Annotated in this window: 15 protein-coding genes; 6 read left to right on the forward strand and 9 right to left on the reverse strand. The window is 66.2% G+C overall.

What is annotated here, in order from left to right; all coding sequences use genetic code 11:
- Positions 1 to 108: 108 nt before the first annotated feature.
- Complete coding sequence (locus E3227_RS03340; protein ID WP_144317531.1) at positions 109 to 1704, reverse strand: catalase; 1596 nt, start codon at positions 1702 to 1704, stop codon at positions 109 to 111.
- A gap of 62 nt (positions 1705 to 1766) precedes the next feature.
- Here E3227_RS03340 and E3227_RS03345 point away from each other — a divergent pair, with 62 nt between their 5' ends.
- Positions 1767 to 2438, forward strand: a complete 672-nt coding sequence (locus E3227_RS03345; RefSeq protein ID WP_375543041.1) for an RNA polymerase sigma factor — start codon at positions 1767 to 1769, stop codon at positions 2436 to 2438.
- A 91-nt stretch (positions 2439 to 2529) separates the two neighbouring features.
- Here E3227_RS03345 and E3227_RS03350 read toward each other — a convergent pair whose 3' ends face one another.
- The 4 genes from E3227_RS03350 to E3227_RS03365 form a co-directional block, all read right to left on the reverse strand.
- Positions 2530 to 4557 (reverse strand): YPDG domain-containing protein, encoded by a 2028-nt coding sequence (locus tag E3227_RS03350; protein WP_144317533.1) that lies wholly within the window; start codon positions 4555 to 4557, stop codon positions 2530 to 2532.
- A gap of 165 nt (positions 4558 to 4722) precedes the next feature.
- Positions 4723 to 5181, reverse strand: coding sequence for a hypothetical protein (locus tag E3227_RS03355; protein ID WP_144317534.1), 459 nt, complete (start codon positions 5179 to 5181; stop codon positions 4723 to 4725).
- Positions 5182 to 5247: 66 nt separating this feature from the next.
- Entirely contained in the window at positions 5248 to 6291 is a 1044-nt protein-coding gene (locus tag E3227_RS03360; protein WP_144317535.1) for an aspartate-semialdehyde dehydrogenase, read from the reverse strand.
- A gap of 25 nt (positions 6292 to 6316) precedes the next feature.
- Positions 6317 to 7582 (reverse strand): aspartate kinase, encoded by a 1266-nt coding sequence (locus E3227_RS03365; RefSeq protein ID WP_144317536.1) that lies wholly within the window; start codon positions 7580 to 7582, stop codon positions 6317 to 6319.
- Positions 7583 to 7667: 85 nt separating this feature from the next.
- Between E3227_RS03365 and E3227_RS03370 the strand changes: the two genes are divergently transcribed.
- From E3227_RS03370 to E3227_RS03390, 5 genes are all read left to right on the forward strand, one after another.
- Complete coding sequence (locus tag E3227_RS03370) at positions 7668 to 8525, forward strand: DMT family transporter (RefSeq protein ID WP_144317537.1); 858 nt, start codon at positions 7668 to 7670, stop codon at positions 8523 to 8525.
- 175 nt (positions 8526 to 8700) lie between these two features.
- Positions 8701 to 10539, forward strand: a complete 1839-nt coding sequence (leuA, locus tag E3227_RS03375; RefSeq protein WP_144317538.1) for a 2-isopropylmalate synthase — start codon at positions 8701 to 8703, stop codon at positions 10537 to 10539.
- Positions 10540 to 10543: 4 nt separating this feature from the next.
- Entirely contained in the window at positions 10544 to 11530 is a 987-nt protein-coding gene (locus E3227_RS03380; RefSeq protein ID WP_144317539.1) for a DNA polymerase III subunit epsilon, read from the forward strand.
- 26 nt (positions 11531 to 11556) lie between these two features.
- Complete coding sequence (locus tag E3227_RS03385; protein ID WP_144317540.1) at positions 11557 to 12828, forward strand: Mur ligase family protein; 1272 nt, start codon at positions 11557 to 11559, stop codon at positions 12826 to 12828.
- Entirely contained in the window at positions 12821 to 13549 is a 729-nt protein-coding gene (locus tag E3227_RS03390; RefSeq protein WP_006839260.1) for a type 1 glutamine amidotransferase, read from the forward strand. The genes E3227_RS03385 and E3227_RS03390 overlap by 8 nt, the downstream gene beginning before the upstream one ends.
- 6 nt (positions 13550 to 13555) lie before the next feature.
- On the opposite strand, the gene recR is transcribed toward E3227_RS03390, so the two are convergent.
- The 4 genes from recR to E3227_RS03410 form a co-directional block, all read right to left on the reverse strand.
- Positions 13556 to 14182 (reverse strand): recombination mediator RecR, encoded by a 627-nt coding sequence (gene recR, locus E3227_RS03395; RefSeq protein ID WP_006839259.1) that lies wholly within the window; start codon positions 14180 to 14182, stop codon positions 13556 to 13558.
- Positions 14183 to 14264: 82 nt separating this feature from the next.
- On the reverse strand, positions 14265 to 14621 hold the full coding sequence (locus tag E3227_RS03400; RefSeq protein WP_309485213.1) for a YbaB/EbfC family nucleoid-associated protein: 357 nt from the start codon (positions 14619 to 14621) through the stop codon (positions 14265 to 14267).
- Between the two features lie 609 nt (positions 14622 to 15230).
- Positions 15231 to 17315 (reverse strand): DNA polymerase III subunit gamma and tau, encoded by a 2085-nt coding sequence (locus E3227_RS03405; RefSeq protein WP_040422132.1) that lies wholly within the window; start codon positions 17313 to 17315, stop codon positions 15231 to 15233.
- 33 nt (positions 17316 to 17348) lie between these two features.
- Positions 17349 to 18299, reverse strand: coding sequence for an esterase/lipase family protein (locus E3227_RS03410; protein WP_144317541.1), 951 nt, complete (start codon positions 18297 to 18299; stop codon positions 17349 to 17351).
- Positions 18300 to 18313 lie beyond the last annotated feature (14 nt).

The following is an 18313-nucleotide window of genomic DNA, read 5'->3' on the forward strand; positions in this document are numbered from 1 at the left end:
TCGCTGGCATGTGGGCAAGATCACCCTGCCATCGTAGCAGCTGCACCGCAAAAAGCCCGCCCCCCTTCTTACGTGCGGTGAGGGTGGCGGGCCTTTAGCTAGACCGGTTTAGAAGACGGAGGACTGCTCTTCCTTCTCCTGCTTATCGGCATCCTGGCGCTTGCGCGCAACCTCGGAGCGAAGCTTCTGCTCGAGGTCTGCATCGACGTTGCCCCAGTAAGCGAAGGTGCGCTCCTCGATGTCCTTGTTCTGGATCGGAAGCATCTTGTTGGAGACGTTGTGCACGAAACGCTCGCGCGCTGCGTCGTCGAACACCTCGGTGTAGAGGGTACGTGCCTGGCCGAAGTCGTCGTCCTCGGCGTGCTTGACGTACGCCGCGCGGGTCAGGTCGGTGCCGTGCGGGTCCGGGTTGACGTAGAGGTCGCTGGCCTGCCCGTAGGTGGTGTGGTTCGAGGAGGAGTCCTCGTTGTTGTCCAGGTAGCCTGCACCCTTCTCCGTGTTGTTCGGAGTGTAGTTTTGCTCACCCTCGTTGTTGAAGAAGTACGCCATCGGGCCGCGCTCCGCGTAGGTGTTGACCTCGTTGATCGGGCGGTTGACCGGCAGGTCCTTGTAGTTCGGGCCGATGCGGTAGCGGTGCTGGTCAGCGTACGCCCACGCGCGTGCCTGAAGCATGCGGTCCGGGGACAGGCCGACGCCCGGCACCAGGTTGCCCGGATCGAGCGCGATCTGCTCGATCTGTGCGTGGAAGTTCTTCGGGTTGCGGTTGAGCACGAAGTAGCCCACCTCGACCAGCGGGTAGTCCTTCTGGGACCAGATCTTGGTCAGGTCGAACGGGTTGAAGCGGTAGTTCTCCGCCTCCTCGAACGGCATGATCTGAACCTTGACGTCCCAGATCGGGTAGTCGCCGCGCTCAATCGCGTCGAAGAGGTCCTGGCGGTGGTGGTCGGCGTTCTTGCCGGCCATCTCCGTGGCTTCCTCGTCGGTGAAGGTCTCCCAACCCTGGCGGGTCTTGAAGTGGTACTTGATCCACACGGCCTTGCCCTCTTCGTTGACCCACTGGAAGGTGTGGGAGCCGAAGCCGTCCTGGTGGCGGGAGGTCTTCGGGGTGCCACGGTCACCCATCAGGTAGGTCACCTGGTGAGCGGACTCCGGGGTGCGGGACCAGAAATCCCACTGCATCTCGTCGTCGCGCAGGCCGGTGTGGGGCTGGCGCTTCTGGGAGTGGATGAAGTCGGCGAACTTCATGCCGTCGCGGAGGAAGAACGTCGGGGTGTTGTTGCCCACGATGTCGTAGTTGCCGTCCTCGGTGTAGAAACGCAGCGCGAAGCCGTGGACGTCGCGCCAGGTGTCCGGGGAGCCGGCTTCACCGGCAACGGTGGAGAAGCGAGCAGCCATCGGAGTGACCGTGCCCGGCTGGAACAGCTTCGCCTTAGTGTACTGGGAAACGTCCTCGGTGATGTGGAGCTCACCGAAAGCTCCGTGGCCCTTGGCGTGGGGGATGCGCTCCGGAACGTTCTCGCGGTTGAAGTGCGCGAGCTTCTCAATCAGGTGAATGTCGTTGAGGACATTCGGGCCCTGCGGGCCGGCCGTGATCGAGATGTTTTCGGACGCGACCGGCTGGCCGCTCGGGCGGGTGGTCTTGCCTTTACCGGCGGGGCGCTCGCCGCGTGCGACGATGTCCTCTGCCTTTGATTGCTCTGCCATTGTTATTGGCCTCCTAGCGTTTGGGTGAAGCTATTAAAAGCGGACTTTCTATATCCACAACCATGGTACGTGGGCTCCCCTGCCTCGGCAACGAAGACCAGGATTCTGTGCGGTTTCACCTAATCATGGGCCCGATTCTGCTGCTGGTATGGTTTTCTGCTGTGAGCAGCCGGGACTCTGTCGACCCTGTCGATACCGTCACTGAGCTGGCCCTGCGAGCCGGCCGGGGGGATAAAAGCGCGCTGACTCAGTTCATCGAGGCCACGCAGGGCGACGTGTGGCGCTTTCTGGCCCACCTCGCGGGCCGCGAGCAGGCCGACGACCTGACCCAGGAAACGTACCTGCGCGTGCTGGGAGCGCTGCCCAGGTTCGCCGGGCGCTCGTCGGCACGCACGTGGCTGCTCACGCTCGCGCGACGGGTGTGGATCGATTCGATTCGCCACGACTTGGCGCGCCCGCGGAAGTCAATCACGCAGTACGACGATGTCGCGGCGCAAAAACCCAGCCCGGACAACCCCAACACCTGGTCCGAGGTCATCGACGCGCGCACGCTTCTCGACGCCCTGCCCGCCGAGCGTCGGGAAGCTATCGTGCTCACCCAGGTCTTGGGCTACACCTACGAGGAGGCGGCCCGGATCGCGGGCGTGCGCATCGGCACGATCCGCTCACGCGTCGCACGCGCTCGGCGCGACCTTCTCGCCGCGACGGAAGATCCCCGCGACGCGGACAGCTAGACCGCGGCGGAGCATCTCGGGACTGAGGGCGCGGCAACGGCCCGCCGAGTCATACCCCGCGGGCCGTTAGGCGCAATACCGAACTAGCGCACTAGCTGAGCTGGGAGCTCATGCCGGACTCGGTGCTGCCGAAGGAGGACGGCTCAGCGGCGTCCTCGTCGTCAGCGCCGGGGCGGCAGTTGTCGGCGATGTGGTTCGCGGCCAGCAGGCCGGCGGCGACGAGCGCCAGGCCACCCGCGAGCGGGGCGAGGTTTGCGCCCAGCCCACCGAATTGAGCGTTGAACTGAGCCACGAACTGCGCAGTCTGCTCGTCGTAGATGCCGAGCTGCTGCTGCAGTCGGGTGTTAGCTTCTGCCAGCTGCGCACCGAACTGGTCGGACACAGCGGTCAGGCCCGGGATGTTGAGCTGGGAAGCCAGGCCGAACGGGATCAGGAGGAGCAGGGGCAGGCCGACAGTCAGGGCAGCGGCCGTGCAGCGCTCGGAGCTTCCGAAGGCATCCTTGCCGTCCTTGCCGTCCTTGCCGTCGACGCCGTCCTTACCGGGCTGGCAGCCGCAGTCGACGTGGACGCGTGCCGGGACGTCGAACGTGTACCCCTGCGGAGTGGTGCCCGTGACGGTGATGTCGTAGATACCCTTGTCGGTGCCCGCCGGCGGCGTGATCTTCAGAGCACCGGTGGTCGGGTTGATCTCGACAGCCCAACCATCGGGCTTGTTCGTGACCTCGTACTTGGTTCCGCGCGGTGCGCTCGCCTCGTTGTTCAGGTTGACGTTGACGGCGTCTCCGGGGTTGGTGTAGGAGTCGTCGTACGCGACGTTGGCGACGTTCGGCACGCAGTCCGTGCCCTCGGTGCCGTAGTCGTAGGTACCGGTCAGCTGCGCCTTGACCTCGACAGCGTTGCTGTAGTCGCCGTTGACGGGCTTGGTCAGCTCGTCGAGCTTGGCCTCGTTGACCCCCGGGTTGCGCAGGATCAGGGTGAAGTAGGATTTCGCCGGCATGTCGCCGATGTTGACGGTGGCGCGGGCGGTTCCATCGGAGAACTTCGTGATGGTCGGCAGCGGCACCCTTTGCACGGTGTAGTCAGCCTCGTTGATCACGCCGAAAGTCTTATTGATGTACTGCTCGAACACCCAGTCGGAGCCGACGTTGGGAAGGTCGACGGTGAACACGGCGTCGTTGATGTCGACGTTGGTGACGACGGGGACGCGCACACGCAGGTCGCCGGCGATGTAGTGCTGGACCTCGAGGTTGCCGAGGTGGTCAGTCCACAGCTTCGGCGCGACCTTCTGGGTGTATCCGTTGTTGGTCCAGTCCTGGTAGCGGCGATCCACAATCACCCCGGCGTTCCAGTTCACGTTGCAGACCTGGGACAGGTCTCCGTCCGTGGATTCCTCGGTCGGGCGGAAGCAGTCCGGGGAGTAGCGAGGTGTGCCATTTTCGAGGCGACCGTTCTGGCCCGCGACGTCCACGGGGTTCCATGTGCCGTTGAGCTTGGCGGTCACGGAACCGGTGTTCACGCCCGTCACGCGCACGTCGATGGCGGAGTACGCGCGCAGATCGCCGAGCGCGATGGTGATGGTGTTGCCGTTCGTGGTGACCGGGCCCAGGGCGATCTTGTTCGGGTACTTCTCGCCGTACTGGCCGAACATGGGATTGTTCGACCAGAGGAAGTCCTGGGCGGTGGTCACGGACGGGGTGCCCGTGAAGCCATTCTCGGAGGTGATGGTGAGCGTGGCACCCTTGACCGGGTACACGGTGCCGGCGATGACGCGCCGGTTGTCTCCCCAGCCGTGCACGGTCAGGAAGCCCGCCGATTCGGAGTTCTCGCCGCCGACCTTCAGCGGGTTGGTGACGCCGCTGACGTGAGTGGGCCCGGGGAACACGGTTTGCGCGTTCCAGTCCACGGAGCAATTCTCCGAGTAGTCGCCGTTAGCGGCGGTGGCCGCCGGAGCAGGTGTGGTGTCCTGCGCTGCGGGGGCCTGCTGGACCTGCTCCAGCTGCGCCTCCTGCTGGGTGACGTTCTCTGCGACGGGGTCCGCAGCTGCCTGCGGAGCCGTCAGCACCCCCATGCCCAGCGCGAGCGCGGTGACCGCGCTCGCGATTGACTTCATCCTCTTCATGTAAAGCTTCTCCCTCCAACGAGCCGGGGCCCGCTGACCGCGATTGTTTGACAACAACAATAAACCATGGTTGACAGGTCTCCGCAAGGTTTGGCGGAGAAAATTCCAATGTCACCGCAAAGCGGGGTGCCCGCGATGCGGTGAAACTGGTGTAAGGAGGGTGCGTTAAGAAGCGAGGAAGGCGGCGATTTTGCCGAGGACGCTGTCGATCCAGCTGGAGGATGGCTGGGACTTGCCGCCTGGAGCATCTGCGTCAGCATCGGGGCGATCGACCACGATGCGCAGCTCGCGCACGTGGTCCGCGGAGTCGCTAACTTTTACTGCGGCGTACTCACCGTCCGCTGCAGTTGCGGAGGCGGTAATGCGGAGCCCATCTCCGCTGGTCAGAACGCTCCACCCAGCGGGAAGCGCGGACTCTTCCTGGGCATCCACCGCATAGGAGATGTCTTGGCCCTCGTCAGGCTCCAAGGTCAGGGTTTGGCCCGGCTCGACCGAAATCTCGTGGTGCTGGGCTATGTCCGCAACCGCGGTCGGCTGCGCTGCCTGAGCCAGCCCCGGGTGGCCCAGAGTGAGCGCCGCTGCGAGGGCAACGGCGCTGAGCTGCGCGCGATCGGGAAAAGCCATACGCTCCATTGTCCTCGCCCCAGCGGCGGGTTCAAGGGATCACAGGCATTCTTTACAGGACTGCAACTAATTCGCCGCGGGGACGAGCAGCTCCGCAATCTGAATGGTGTTCAGTGCCGCCCCCTTGCGCAGGTTGTCGCCGGAGACGACGAACACCAAGCCCCGGTTACCCTCCACGGCCTGGTCTTGGCGGATGCGCCCGACCAGCGATTCGTCGATGCCGGCGGCCTGGAGGGGCGTGGGGACGTCGACAAGCTTGACTCCCGGCGCCTCCGCGAGAGCCTCCTGCGCCTCAGCGGGCGTAATCGGGTTGGCGAACTCGGCGTGGACGACCATGGTGTGGCCGGTAAAAACCGGCACGCGCACGCACGTCCCCGACACCTTGAGATCCGGAATGCCGAGGATCTTGCGCGACTCGTTGCGCAGCTTTTGCTCCTCGTCGGTCTCGTTGGTGCCGTCGTCGACGAGGTTTCCGGCCAGAGGCAGCACGTTGAACGCGATCGGCGCCGTATACGGCCCGAGGTCGCTCGGCTCCATGACCGACCCGTCGCGCGTCAGCTCCGCCGCCCGCTCGCCGATCTCGGCGACCTGGCGCGCAAGCGTATCGACGCCCGCCAGACCCGAACCGGAGACAGCCTGGTAGGACGCCACCCGCAGCGCGACCAGCCCGGCCGCGTCGTGGAGCGCCTTGGCCACGGGCATCGCCGCCATCGTGGTGCAGTTCGGGTTGGCGATGATGCCCTTTACCGGGTTGGCCGCCGCGTCAGGGTTGACCTCGGAGACCACCAGTGGCACGTCGTCGTCCTTGCGCCATGCCGACGAGTTGTCCACCACGGTGGCACCCGCCTCGGCGAAGACGGGCGCCCACTGCTTCGAGGTGCTCCCCCCGGCGGAGAACAGCGCAATGTCCACGTCGGAGACGGACTCGGCGGTGACCTGGGTGAGGTCCTCCACCACGACCTCGACGCCGTTGAAGTCCAGCTTGGTTCCCGCGGAGCGCGGGGACGCGAAGAAGCGCACCTTGTCCGCGGGGAACGAACGGCTGACGAGGATCTCTCGCATGACACGGCCGACCTGGCCGGTAGCTCCTACGACTGCGATGGTGGTCATGGGTGTTGCCCTTCCTGGTGGAGTGTTAGCGGCCGGTTCCGGCGTAGACCACGGCGGGCTCGTCGCCGCCAAGCTCGAACTTGGTGTGCAGCGCACGCGCGGCCTCGGGCAGGTCCTCCTGGCGCACCACGGCGGTGATGCGGATTTCGGAGGTGGTGATCATTTCAATGTTGATGCCCGCGTCGCGCAGCGCCTCGGTGAAGTCGGCGGTAACGCCCGGGTGGGACTTCATGCCGGCGCCGACGAGGGAGACCTTGCCGATGTTGTCGTTGTAGCTCACCTCGTCCCACCCTTCTGCATCTGCCAGTGCGCGCAGCAGCTCGACGCCGCGCTGGCCGTCGGCAAGCGGGAGCGTGAACGTGATGTCGGTCTTGTTGTCCACGGCGGAGGAGATGTTCTGCAGCACCATGTCGATGTTGATCTCGGCGTCCGCGAGCGCGCGGAACACCTTGGCCGCCTCGCCGGGGGTGTCCGGGATGCCGAGGATAGTGATCTTCGCCTCGGAGTTGTCGGTGGCCACACCGGACAGAACTGCTTCTTCCACGGGGATATCCTCCAATGCTCCGGCAACCAGCGTGCCGGTGTCGTTGCTGTATGACGAGCGTACCCGCAGGGGCACGTTGAAGGCGCGGGCGTACTCGACGCTGCGCAGAACCAAAATCTTCGAACCACTCGCCGCGAGCTCGAGCATCTCCTCGAAGCAGAGTCGGTCCAGCTTGCGAGCATCGGGCACGATGCGCGGGTCAGCTGTGTAGACGCCGTCGACGTCCGAGTAAATCTCGCACTCATCGGCGCCCATCGCCGCGGCCAAGGCCACAGCGGTGGTGTCGGAACCGCCACGCCCGAGCGTGGTGATGTCGCGGGTGTCGCGGTTGACCCCCTGGAACCCGGCGACGATCGCGATCTTGCCCTGCTGCACCGCCTCCTGGACGCGGCCCGGGGTGACCTCGATGATGCGGGCGTTGCCGTGGCGCTCGGTGGTGAGCACGCCCGCCTGCGAGCCGGTGAACGATTGCACGTCCACGCCGTGGGCCGCCACCGCCATGGCGACAAGGGAGTTGGAGATGCGCTCGCCGGCGGTCAGCAGCATGTCCATCTCACGCAGCGGCGGCGTGGGGTTGACCTGGCTGGCCAGATCCAGCAACTCGTCGGTGGTGTCCCCCATCGCGGAGCAGACAACCACAACGTCATTGCCAGCGTTGCGGGTGGCCACGACGCGTTCGGCGACCGCACGGATGCGCTCGGCACTTTCGAGGGAGGACCCCCCGTACTTCTGCACAATCAGAGCCATGCCTTCTTCAGTCACCTTCCGGTTCGCGGTTGTATAAAATGCGCACACCGATAATACCCATCGTGTCTGTTGCCCTCTACTGTGGATGCCCGTGCATAACAACGCCCTCGCCGTCTCCTTCGCGCTTCTGTCCGCGGTGACGATTGCGGTGGGCACCGTCTGGCGCCACCACATCTTGCGGGCGGGCCTCCATCACACGGAGGCAAACAGTTCTCCTTTGGGCGCGATGCGCCGCCCGCAGTGGTGGCTGTCGATACTGCTCGCCTTTGTGGCCTACGGCCTGCAGGCCGTCGCGCTGGCGTTCGGGTCACTGCTGGTGGTGCAGCCGATTTTGGTGCTGTCGCTGATGTTCACGCTCGTTCTCGCCGCGCGCGTCGAGCGCCGGCCGATGGAGCCAGCGGAGACGTTGTGGGCCTTCGTACTCACCGCCTGCGTCGGTGTCGTTGTCGTCCTCGGCCGCCCGCTGCCGGGCGAGCGCCTGGCCCCCGCCTGGGAGTGGGCGGCGGCCATCGGCGCTGGTGTCGTCGCGTGCGCCACCATCTTCGCCATTGCTTATCGACGCTCCCCTGCAGCCCAGGCCCTTCTCTACGGCATCGTCTGTGGCGCCGTCTTCGGCTACCTCGCCGTGTTTTCCAAGGTGGCGGTGGACGCCTTCGCCGCCGGCGGGTTGCCCGCAATGCTGGCCACGTGGCAGTTTTGGGCGATGGTCGCCACCTCGCTGATCGGCACGGTCGTGCAGCAATACGCTTTCGGCGCCGGGGTGCTCTCGCGCTCGCTGCCCGCCATGAAGATTGTCGAACCCCTCATCGCGCTTTTCCTCGGCTTGTCCATCCTGGGCGAAAACCTGCAGGTGGATTCAGCTTTGGGGTGGGCTGTGATGGGGGCGTCGATAGGCGGCATGCTCGTGGCCACCGGCATGCTGGCGCGCAAACCGGTGACGTAGTGACGTAACAGTGGGCAGGGTGTAAGATGTGGCCCATGTCATCGGCGAAGGCTCTTCTCCTTCTATGCCGCGGCGGGAATCAGGCCACCACGATCTAGCACGGCCGGCACCCCGCCGCGGAGATTGTCGTTGCCGGCCGTGGAAAAACCACCCGAGAACGAGGATTTGACCCACCATGAGCCCCCTGAACCCCCAATTTAGCGCCCCGAACGACATCCGCACCCCCTCCGGGCCCCGCCGGGAGGGACAGCCCGCCTGGAACAAGCAGCGCGGCTCCCACATGCCGGTGAAGCGCTACCTGCCGTTTGCCCAAGAGGTGGAGGACATCATCCTGCCGGACCGCACGTGGCCCGACAAGAAGATCACGTCAGCGCCGCAGTGGTGCGCCGTGGACCTGCGCGACGGCAACCAGGCGCTGATCGACCCGATGAGCCCCGAGCGCAAGCGCCGCATGTTCAACCTGCTCGTGCAGATGGGCTACAAGGAGATCGAGGTCGGCTTCCCCTCGGCGTCGCAGACGGACTTCGACTTCGTGCGAGAGATCATCGAGAACGACATGATCCCCGAGGATGTCACCATCCAGGTTCTGGTCCAGGCGCGCGAGCACCTGATCCGCCGCACCTTCGAGGCCTGCGCGGGAGCCAAGAACGTCATCGTGCATTTCTACAACTCCACCTCCAAACTGCAGCGCGAGGTGGTGTTCCGCAAAGACCGCCCGGAGATCAAGAAGCTGGCCACCGACGCTGCCGAGCTGATCAAGACCATTGCCGCCGACTACCCCGACACGCACTGGCGCTGGGAGTACTCGCCGGAGTCCTACACCGGCACCGAACTGGACTTCGCGCTGGAGGTCTGCGACGCCGTAGTCGACATCATGGGCGCCACCCCGGATAACCCGATGATCATCAACCTGCCGTCCACGGTGGAGATGATCACCCCGAATGTCTACGCCGACTCCATCGAGTGGATGCACCGCAACTTTGCCAAGCGCGACTCCATCATCCTGTCCCTGCACCCGCACAACGACCGCGGCGAGGGCGTCGCGGCTGCCGAGCTGGGCTACCTCGCCGGTGCGGACCGCATCGAGGGCTGCCTGTTCGGCAACGGCGAGCGCACCGGCAACGTCGACCTGGTCACCCTGGGCCTGAACATGCTCACCCAGGGTGTTGACCCGCAGATCGACTTCTCCGACATCAACCGCATCCGCGAGATCGTGGAGTACTGCAACCAGCTGCGCGTTCCCGAGCGCCACCCCTATGGCGGCGACCTCGTGTTCACGGCGTTCTCCGGCTCCCACCAGGACGCCGTGAACAAGGGCCTCGACGCACTGGCGCAGAAGGTGCGCCCCGGGGCGTCGTCCACCGACGTGCGCTGGGAGGAGCTGCGCGAGACCGTGTGGGAGGTGCCGTACCTGCCGATCGACCCCAAGGACGTCGGCCGCACCTACGAGGCCGTGATCCGCGTCAACTCCCAGTCCGGCAAGGGCGGGGTGGCCTATATCATGAAGACGGACCACGGCATCAACATGCCCAAGCCGATGCAGCCGGAGTTCTCCGCCATCGTCCAGAACATCACTGACACCGAAGGTGGCGAAGTCAACTCCAAGAACATGTGGGACATCTTCGCCGCAACCTACCTGGACCTGGATTCGCCGCTGGACTTGGTCAGCTACGAGGTCACCGGCGCGGTTAACGAGGACGAGGACTCTTCCATCGAGGTCGACGTGGACTACGGCGGCGAACGCCACTCACTGCGCGGATCCGGCAACGGCCCCGTCGCCGCGTTCGCGCAAGCCCTGGAATCCATCGGCATTGACTTCGAGGTCCAGGACTACACCCAGCGCTCGCGCTCGGCCGGTGACGACGCCGACGCCGCCTGCTACATCCGCGCAGAGGTCAACGGCGCGACCGTGTGGGGTGTGGGTATCGCGGGCTCGACCACTCGGGCGTCACTGAAGGCGATTGTCTCGGCGGTCAACCGCGGCCTGACCGCCGCGCCGACCGGCGGGGTGTAAACCCGTGCCGGATAATTTCCCGTACGTGGCGGTCAGTGTTGTCACCACGGGCATTCACCCCTCGACCGGCCGGCTGCTCACGATCGACGCCGTCACCTTCGATGACGACGGCGCGATCGGCGAGGAGTTTCACTCGGTCTTTAGCACCGGCTCCGATCCGGGCCCGCGCCACAACCATGGGCTTGAGCCGGGTGACTTCGCTCAAGCGCCGCGCTTTTCTCGGCACTTGAAGACGCTGGACCGGCTTATCGACGATCGCACGCTCGTGCTTCATGACGCCCCCCTGGCGTGGGGGTTCATCGTCTCTGAGGCCCGGCGCGCGATGACCGCCGCCGCCCGGGCCAACCGGTCGCGCGCGAAGCGCGGCGGCAGGCGACGCCAGCGCGTCGGGCATGTGCCGCGTCCGGGCGCGATTGTGGACACGCTGGCGAGTGCGCGTCGTCAAGGCGAAATCCCGCTCGATATCCGCCCCGCCGCTGTAGCGCGGCTGATCGGGGTGAGTGCCGAGGACCCTGTGGCCTCGGTTGAGCGGGCGCTGCGCACGGAGGAAGACACCTCGCGCGAGCAGACGCTGCTGCTCAAGGATTTGTTCTTCGCGCTGCGCGAGCGTGGGGGGCTGGCGCAGGTGGCGCCGGACGACCTCGTCTCCGATCGCTTCGGGCTGCAGCGCTCGATCGTGCGTGTCGACGCCGAAAACGACGCGGCAGTTTCCGACAACCCCGGGCCGTACACCGTCTCCGGCGGATTGAAGAAGGGCATGGAGATCGTCGTCACCGATGACGTCGCGGTGGACCCGGACGAGATCATCTCCGCAGCCCTCGACCACGGCTTAAGCTACGTGGAAAAACTCTCTCGCCAAACCTCGCTCGTGGTCTCGGACGCCAAGGCCACGGGCACGCCGCTGCTCGGCAAAGCGATGCACGCCGACCGCAAGGGCATCCCGGTGTTATCCGCCGAGCAGTTCCAGCGCGCCGTGGCGCGCCTGGATTAGAGGCCGTTAGGCGTAGGGTGGAGCGCATGAAAAGAGGCCCACTTTCCCGGCTGCGCTCGCGTGCCGCGGTCACCGCAGCCAGGCTAGCCACCACTGCCTCGCGGGCGACCGGCCGCGGGGCCGGCGGCATGATCGGCGGGCTCGTCGCCGGCGCGATCGACCCCACCATCATGCAATCGCTTTCCGGCGAACGCCCGGCGGTCCTGGTCACGGGCACCAACGGCAAGTCCACCACCACGCGGATGCTCGCCGGGGCACTCGCGGTAAGTCACACGGTGGCGACCAACGACGGCGGCGACAACATGGACGCCGGCATCATCTCTGCCCTACTCGCCGGCAGGAACGCGTCCCATGTCGTACTGGAGGTCGACGAGTTGCACGTGCCGAAGGTCGCGGATCGCCTTGCTCCGCAGGCGCTCGTCTTGCTCAACCTCTCGCGCGACCAGCTCGACCGGGTCGGCGAGATCAACAAAATCGAGCGTGCGCTTCGCGGGGCCGTGAACGCCCACCCGGACATGACGGTGATCGCCAACTGCGACGACGTCCTGATGACGTCCGTGGCCTACGATCACCCCAACGTGGTGTGGGTTGCTGCCGGGGCCGGCTGGCTGGGCGATTCGGTGACCAACCCGCGCTCCGGCGGCCACGTCGTGCAGGCCGACGGCGATTGGTACGGGGTAGAAAAGCTCGCCGACGGCCGCGAGTTCCGCCGCCCGGAGCCCGCCTATTGGCTAGAGGGCGCCACGCTGCACACCCCCCACGGCAGCACCGAACTGAAGCTGAGCATCCCCGGCCGGGCGAACCTGGGCAACGCCGCCCAGGCGATCGCTGCCGCCGTCGAGGCGTTCGGCGTGCCCTTTGACAAGGCCGTACGCGCCACAGAGGCCGTCGACAACGTGGCGGGCCGCTACTCCAGCGTCCACCTGGGCGAACGGGAGGTGCACCTGTTGCTGGCGAAGAACCCCGCCGGGTGGCAGGAGGCCTTAAGCATGGTCGACCGCAGCGCAGACGGGCTGGTGATCGCCACCAACGGCCAGGTCGCCGACGGAGAGGACCTCTCCTGGCTGTGGGACGTCAAGTTCGAGGACTTCGAGGGGCTCAAGGTGGTCGCCGCCGGCGAGCGCGGCACGGATCTTGCGGTGCGTTTGTTGTACGCAGGCATAGAGCATTCGCTGATCCACGACCCCATTGATGCGATCCGCGCCTGCCCCCCGGGGCGAGTAGAGGTCCTGGCCAACTACACCGCGTTTCGCGATCTGAAAAAGGACCTGGCTAAGCAGGAGGATTACCGTGGCTAGAGCGTCGAAAAGCGTGCGCATCGGATTGGTCTTGCCGGACGTGCTGGGCACCTACGGCGACGACGGCAACGCGCTGGTGCTGCGCCAGCGCGCGCGGATGCGCGGGATGAGCGCCGAGGTCGAGCGGATCGGGCTTGACGACGCCATCCCCGACGACTGCGACATCTACACCATCGGCGGCGGCGAGGACTCCGCCCAGGTCATCGCCGCCGCACGGCTTGCCGCCTCGCCGGGGCTGCAGTCCGCCGCGGCAGATGGCCGCCCCATCTTCGCGGTCTGCGCGGGCATGCAGGTGCTCGGCCGCACCTTTACCGCCCACGGCGATACCGTCGATGGCCTCGGGCTTATCGACGTCACCACCTCCCCCATGCGCACCCGTGCGATCGGGGAGGTCTCCTCAACCCCCACCCGTGCCGGAATCACCGCTGGTTTAACGGAGACACTGACGGGGTTCGAAAACCACATGGGCGGCACGACCCTTGGGCCCGAGGCCGAAGCCCTGGGTACCGCCAAGCGCGGCGTGGGCAATGCCGAGGAGACCAACGTCGAGGGCGTTGTGCAGGGAAGCGTGATCGCCACCTACATGCACGGGCCCGCGCTGGCACGCAATCCGCAGCTGGCGGACCTTTTGCTGGCCTACGCACTCGGGATCCCGATGGGCGATTTGGAGCCGTTGGAGCTCGCCGAGATCGACCGGCTGCGCCTCGAGCGCCTGCGCTAGCTTTTCCTACAGAGTCAGCCGGCCGGTCAGGGCACGCGACAGCGTCAGCTCGTCGACGAATTCCAAGTCGCCGCCGAGAGGCATGCCCGAGGCCAGCCGGGAGACCACCAGGTCTGGGAAGTCCTTGAGCAGGCGCGCCAGGTAGGAGGCGGTGGCTTCGCCCTCAGTGTCCGGGTCGGTGGCGATGATGACCTCGTGCACGTTAGGCGCCTCGGCGTCGTCGACGTCGGGTAGCACCGCGCCGATGCGCTGTAAAAGCGAGGCGATGGACAGGTCTTTCGGCCCGACGTTGGCCAAAGGGTCGAGCGCGCCGCCGAGCACGTGGTAGCGTCCGCGGAACTCGCCGGTGCGCTCGATGACCTGGATATCCTTGGCGTCCTCGACCACGCACACCAGGCCCGCGTCCCGGGACGAGTCGGCGCAGATCCGGCAGACCTCCTCGCGCGAGACGTTAGAGCAGATGCGGCAGAACGCCACCCCGTCGCGCACAGCGTTGAGCGCGCCGACCAGGCGGTCGACATCATCGGGGTCCTGCTTGAGCAGGTAGAACGCGATGCGCTGCGCGCTTTTCGGGCCGACACCCGGCAGGCGGGACAGTTCGTCGATAAGGTCCTGCAACGGGCCTTCAAACATCAGCGCACCTTTCTCAAACGCTTGAAAAAGCGCCCGGCAGTCATGCCAGGCGCCTTAATGTAAAAACCGTGTTCGCTTCAGCTTAGATAAGGCCGCCGAACGGGATCTCCCCGGGGCCCTGCTGGGCGCCACCCGGGTTGGCCAGCGGGCCGATCTTATCCTCGGCGAGGCGGCCGGCCTTGGTGTGCGCGTCGCGGTAGGCGGCGAGGATGAGGTCCTGCAGCGTTTCGACGTCCTCCGGGTCGACGGCCTCGGGCTTGATGGAGAGGTCGGTGATCTCCGCGCCGCCGGTCATGGTGACGGTGACCAGCCCGCCGCCTGCGCTGCCTTCAACGGTGGTGCTGAGTAGTTCCTGCTGCGCGCGCTGCAGGTGAGCCTGCATCTCGGCGGCCTGGCGGATGAGTTCCTGCATGTCGTTGGGCATGTTGGGCTGGGTCACGGTGAGTTGCACCCTTTCGCAATGTAGGTTCGTTGGAAATTTGACCGCCAGTGTACGTTTCGTGCGCTTAAGGCGCTACAGCGAGGCCGAGTGACAACGGGGGATCGTCACCTCATTCCCCGCATCACATGAACGTGCACCGACGACAACAGCGAGGCAATGACGCCGCATGGCTTGCGCGAAGCCCCCACGTCCCGCCCTGGCTCATTTCGCCCCGGCGCTCAACATGGTGCGCGCACAACCGACCCTGCCCGCGCAGGTATCGGATCTGCGCCCCTTCCCCCAATGAAATCACCCATCCACTATTTTCTCAGGTGGGCAACTTTTCAAAGAGTGCTGACATTGCGGGGATCCCGAGCCCCATCGTCCGGCGGGATCTCCCGGGATTCACTTCCTGCCACTCACATGCGGTCACCACACGCGAACCGCAACTTTGACAGCTCGATTCGCGAAGCGTCTCCTGTGCAGGCGCTCTTTGAAAAGTAACCCAGTGCAGGTAGTGAGGTTGCGGGTGGCATCTCATGCCGACATGGCGAGAACGTGTGCCCGGTTGGGTAGGCCCCGGATAGTACAGCCCAGGTCGGCGAGAGTGTTTGTGGTGTACCTGCCCTACAGCGGTCGGGCCCCGAGCTCAGCAGCGAGAAGATCCATGGCCACGGCTGTCGCGTCTCGACGGTCCCTGGTCCCTTCCTCGCGCGCCTGGTCAGCCATGTCACGCTCCTCATCCTCGCGGCTGTATGGCTGCTCGGGGGTGTGCTCATCCTCCGGCGGGGCATCTTCGGGCTCCTCGGGTTCAGGGGGCAAGGGCACCTCGCTGCGCTGGGCGTTGCCGGCAACTGCGCCATTGGCGCGGTGGGCGCGCTTTGCCGCCTCCGCCGCGGCACGCCAATCGTTGTGCTGCTCCTGCACGGGCGCCGGTGGGGTCGACGGAGTGGTGGCAGCTGCCGGGGCAGGCTCCTCTGGCTCCGGCTCGCGCGGACCTTTGCCGGCGTTCGGGTTCCACACGCGCTGGGCCGGCGCGGTGGGCGCGCTGAAGCCGGCCTTCCCCGGATCGGTGCCCACCACGCAGCGCACCTCCACAGTGCTGCCCAGCTGCTCGGAAAACACTGCCGCGATGTCGGAGTTGTTCGACGCGGCATTGATCCGCTCCGCCAAGGCGCCGGTGTTGTGCCCCACCACCAGCGTGTTTCCGTCCATCCCGAGCGGGGTGGCCTCAGTGAGCATGATCTCTGCGACCTTGTTGCGCCCGCCCACGGCTTGCCGCATCCGCGTCCAGTCGGCACGAACCTTCTCAAAGATGCCCTCCGCCTGCTGTTCAGAGGGTTGATCGGAGGTCTGCGAATCAGGTCGCCTCGCCGGCTTCTCGGCCGGTTTTTCTTCCGAGCGCGGCTGTGGTTCGGGCTTGGGCTGTGGCGGGCGTTGCGGGCCCGGTGTCGACGAGGTCTTGGGCGCGCGTCTCTCCCCCGCCGCAGCCGCTGCGGCCGCCGCAGCGCTGGCACCGGAAGCGCCACCCTTGGTCACGGGTGCCGGCGAACCCGGTGCCAGCTGGGCCGGCTGCGAGGGCAGGTCCGGACCCGGCAACTGCGCGGGCGCGGAAACCGTGGGGGTGGTGATCAGGTGCGCCATCATCACTTCGAGCAGCAGGCGCGGGCTGGTCGCGCCACGCAGCGACACCATCCGCTCATTGACCTCGGAGGCGAGGGTAGCCAGCTCGTTTCCGGAGAAGCGCTGCGCCTGCCCGCGCAGCACCTCCTCCCGCTCCGTCGGCGCGTTGACTAGGCCCTGGCCAAAGGCGTCGGGCACGGTGCGGATGATCATCAGGTCGCGCAGGCGATCGAGCAAGTCGGAAGCGAAGCGGCGCGGCTCGTGGCCGGCCTCGATGACGTCGTCGATCGTGGCGAACATCGCGGCCGCGTCGCGGGATGCCAGGGCGTCAACGGTGGCGTCGATAAGCGAAAGCTCCGTGACCCCCAGCAGCGGGATCGCGAGCTCGTACGTCAGGCCCTCGGGCCCGGAGCCGGCGAGCAGCTGGTCCAAAATGGACAGGGTGTCGCGCGGCGAGCCCCCGCCGGCCTGGATGACCAGCGGATACACGGCGTCTTCGACCGCCACACCTTCCTCGCGTACCACGTTTTCCAGCAGCTGGCGCATTGCCTGCGGAGTGAGCAGACGGAACGGGTAGTTGTGGGTGCGCGAGCGGATCGTGCCCAGCATTTTCTCCGGCTCGGTGGTGGCGAAGACGAAGATGAGGTGCTCCGGCGGCTCTTCGACCACCTTGAGCAGGGCGTTGTTGCCCTGCGTGGAGATCATGTGCGCCTCGTCGATGATGAAGACACGGTAGCGGAACTCGGCTGGGGCGAACAGTGCGCGCTCACGCAGCTCGCGCATGTCATCGACGCTGCCGTTCGACGCGGCGTCAAGTTCCATCACATCCAGGTTGCCCGGCCCGCCCGGCGCAAGCGAGACGCACGAAGGGCACTTGCCGCACGGCGTCGACGTCGGGCCCTCGACGCAGTTAAGCGAGCGCGCGAGGATGCGTGCCGACGACGTCTTGCCGCAGCCCCTCGGCCCGGAAAACAGGTACGCATGGTTGATCCGCCCGTTGTCCAGCGCCGTTGACAGCGGCCTGGTCACCTGCTCCTGGCCGATCACCTCGCCGAATGACGCGGGACGGTATTTCCGGTACAAAGCCACGGCAGTCAGCTTAGCCGAGTGGGGTGACAGCTATCAGGGCGACGGCGGGTAGACCACCGGCGGCGGGAGCTGCCCATTGCCGAAGTTGCTCACGATGGCCAGGTCCGCCACGCCGTGGCCGAGAGCCCTGGGCTGGCACGGCAACGTCCCGATCTCGCCGTCGCGAAGCCACTGCACAATCGCCTCGATAACGGTGGGGTTGTACGGGAGGAAGAAATGCCCGGAAAGATCTGCCGGGCAAACGTCTTGCAACACGATGTTCGTCGCCCCGGGCAATCGCTGGTCAATGGCAACCAGCACACCGTCAAATCGGCTTCCGAAGGTGGCGTAGCGCACGCCCTCGATGATTGGCGTCTGCGCCAGCGAGCGCATGACCTCACTGCCGCCCACGTGGTCGACCAAGGACGGGGCGATGACGGATTGCTGCGCCGAACTCGTGTGCAGCTGCTGGTCAATCCCGGGCAGGTTCACACCATTGGTGGGCGAGCCGAGCCCGAACCAGGACGCGGCCCTGCCGTGAGACATCTCGTTGATCCAGTACCGTGTCACGGTTGCGCCCTGGGAATACCCCACCATGTGCACGCGCGTCGCACCCGAGGTGGCCATCGCGCTGCTCACCAACCTGTCGATCTGCGCGGCGGAGTCGACAAGCGGGGCCCACCCGTATGAGTTTTCGCCGTAGCCGTAGTCGATTCCGTAAACGCACCACCCGGACCTGACGAGCGTTTCGCCAATGAGCGCGTAGTCCGCGTAGAAGGTCGCGTCGGTACCGTGCACGAGCACGAAGATCTCGTCGGCTGTGCACCGCGGGTCGTTGCTCCCCTCCGGTGCCATCATGGTGCTGCCCTGGCGCTGGACCGCACCCGCGTGGCCGTCGAACTGCGGCAGCGCGACCTGCGATGACGCCGCCTGCACCGGTGCGGAGCCGAACAGCAACGCAAGCACCACACAAACGGCGGTGCTGACCCGCGCGCGAAAACTCATCTGCCCACTTCCTT

The organism is Corynebacterium sanguinis, from assembly GCF_007641235.1.
Taxonomy (GTDB): domain Bacteria; phylum Actinomycetota; class Actinomycetes; order Mycobacteriales; family Mycobacteriaceae; genus Corynebacterium; species Corynebacterium sanguinis.

Excerpts from the sequence above, each read along its gene's own strand:
- E3227_RS03340 (WP_144317531.1), bottom strand. The coding sequence starts at position 1,704 with ATGGCAGAGCAATCAAAGGCAGAGGACATCGTCGCACGCGGCGAGCGC.
- E3227_RS03345 (WP_375543041.1), top strand. The coding sequence starts at position 1,767 with ATGGTACGTGGGCTCCCCTGCCTCGGCAACGAAGACCAGGATTCTGTG.
- E3227_RS03350 (WP_144317533.1), bottom strand. The coding sequence starts at position 4,557 with ATGAAGAGGATGAAGTCAATCGCGAGCGCGGTCACCGCGCTCGCGCTG.
- E3227_RS03355 (WP_144317534.1), bottom strand. The coding sequence starts at position 5,181 with ATGGCTTTTCCCGATCGCGCGCAGCTCAGCGCCGTTGCCCTCGCAGCG.
- E3227_RS03360 (WP_144317535.1), bottom strand. The coding sequence starts at position 6,291 with ATGACCACCATCGCAGTCGTAGGAGCTACCGGCCAGGTCGGCCGTGTC.
- E3227_RS03365 (WP_144317536.1), bottom strand. The coding sequence starts at position 7,582 with ATGGCTCTGATTGTGCAGAAGTACGGGGGGTCCTCCCTCGAAAGTGCC.
- E3227_RS03370 (WP_144317537.1), top strand. The coding sequence starts at position 7,668 with ATGCCCGTGCATAACAACGCCCTCGCCGTCTCCTTCGCGCTTCTGTCC.
- leuA (WP_144317538.1), top strand. The coding sequence starts at position 8,701 with ATGAGCCCCCTGAACCCCCAATTTAGCGCCCCGAACGACATCCGCACC.
- E3227_RS03385 (WP_144317540.1), top strand. The coding sequence starts at position 11,557 with ATGAAAAGAGGCCCACTTTCCCGGCTGCGCTCGCGTGCCGCGGTCACC.
- recR (WP_006839259.1), bottom strand. The coding sequence starts at position 14,182 with ATGTTTGAAGGCCCGTTGCAGGACCTTATCGACGAACTGTCCCGCCTG.
- E3227_RS03410 (WP_144317541.1), bottom strand. The coding sequence starts at position 18,299 with ATGAGTTTTCGCGCGCGGGTCAGCACCGCCGTTTGTGTGGTGCTTGCG.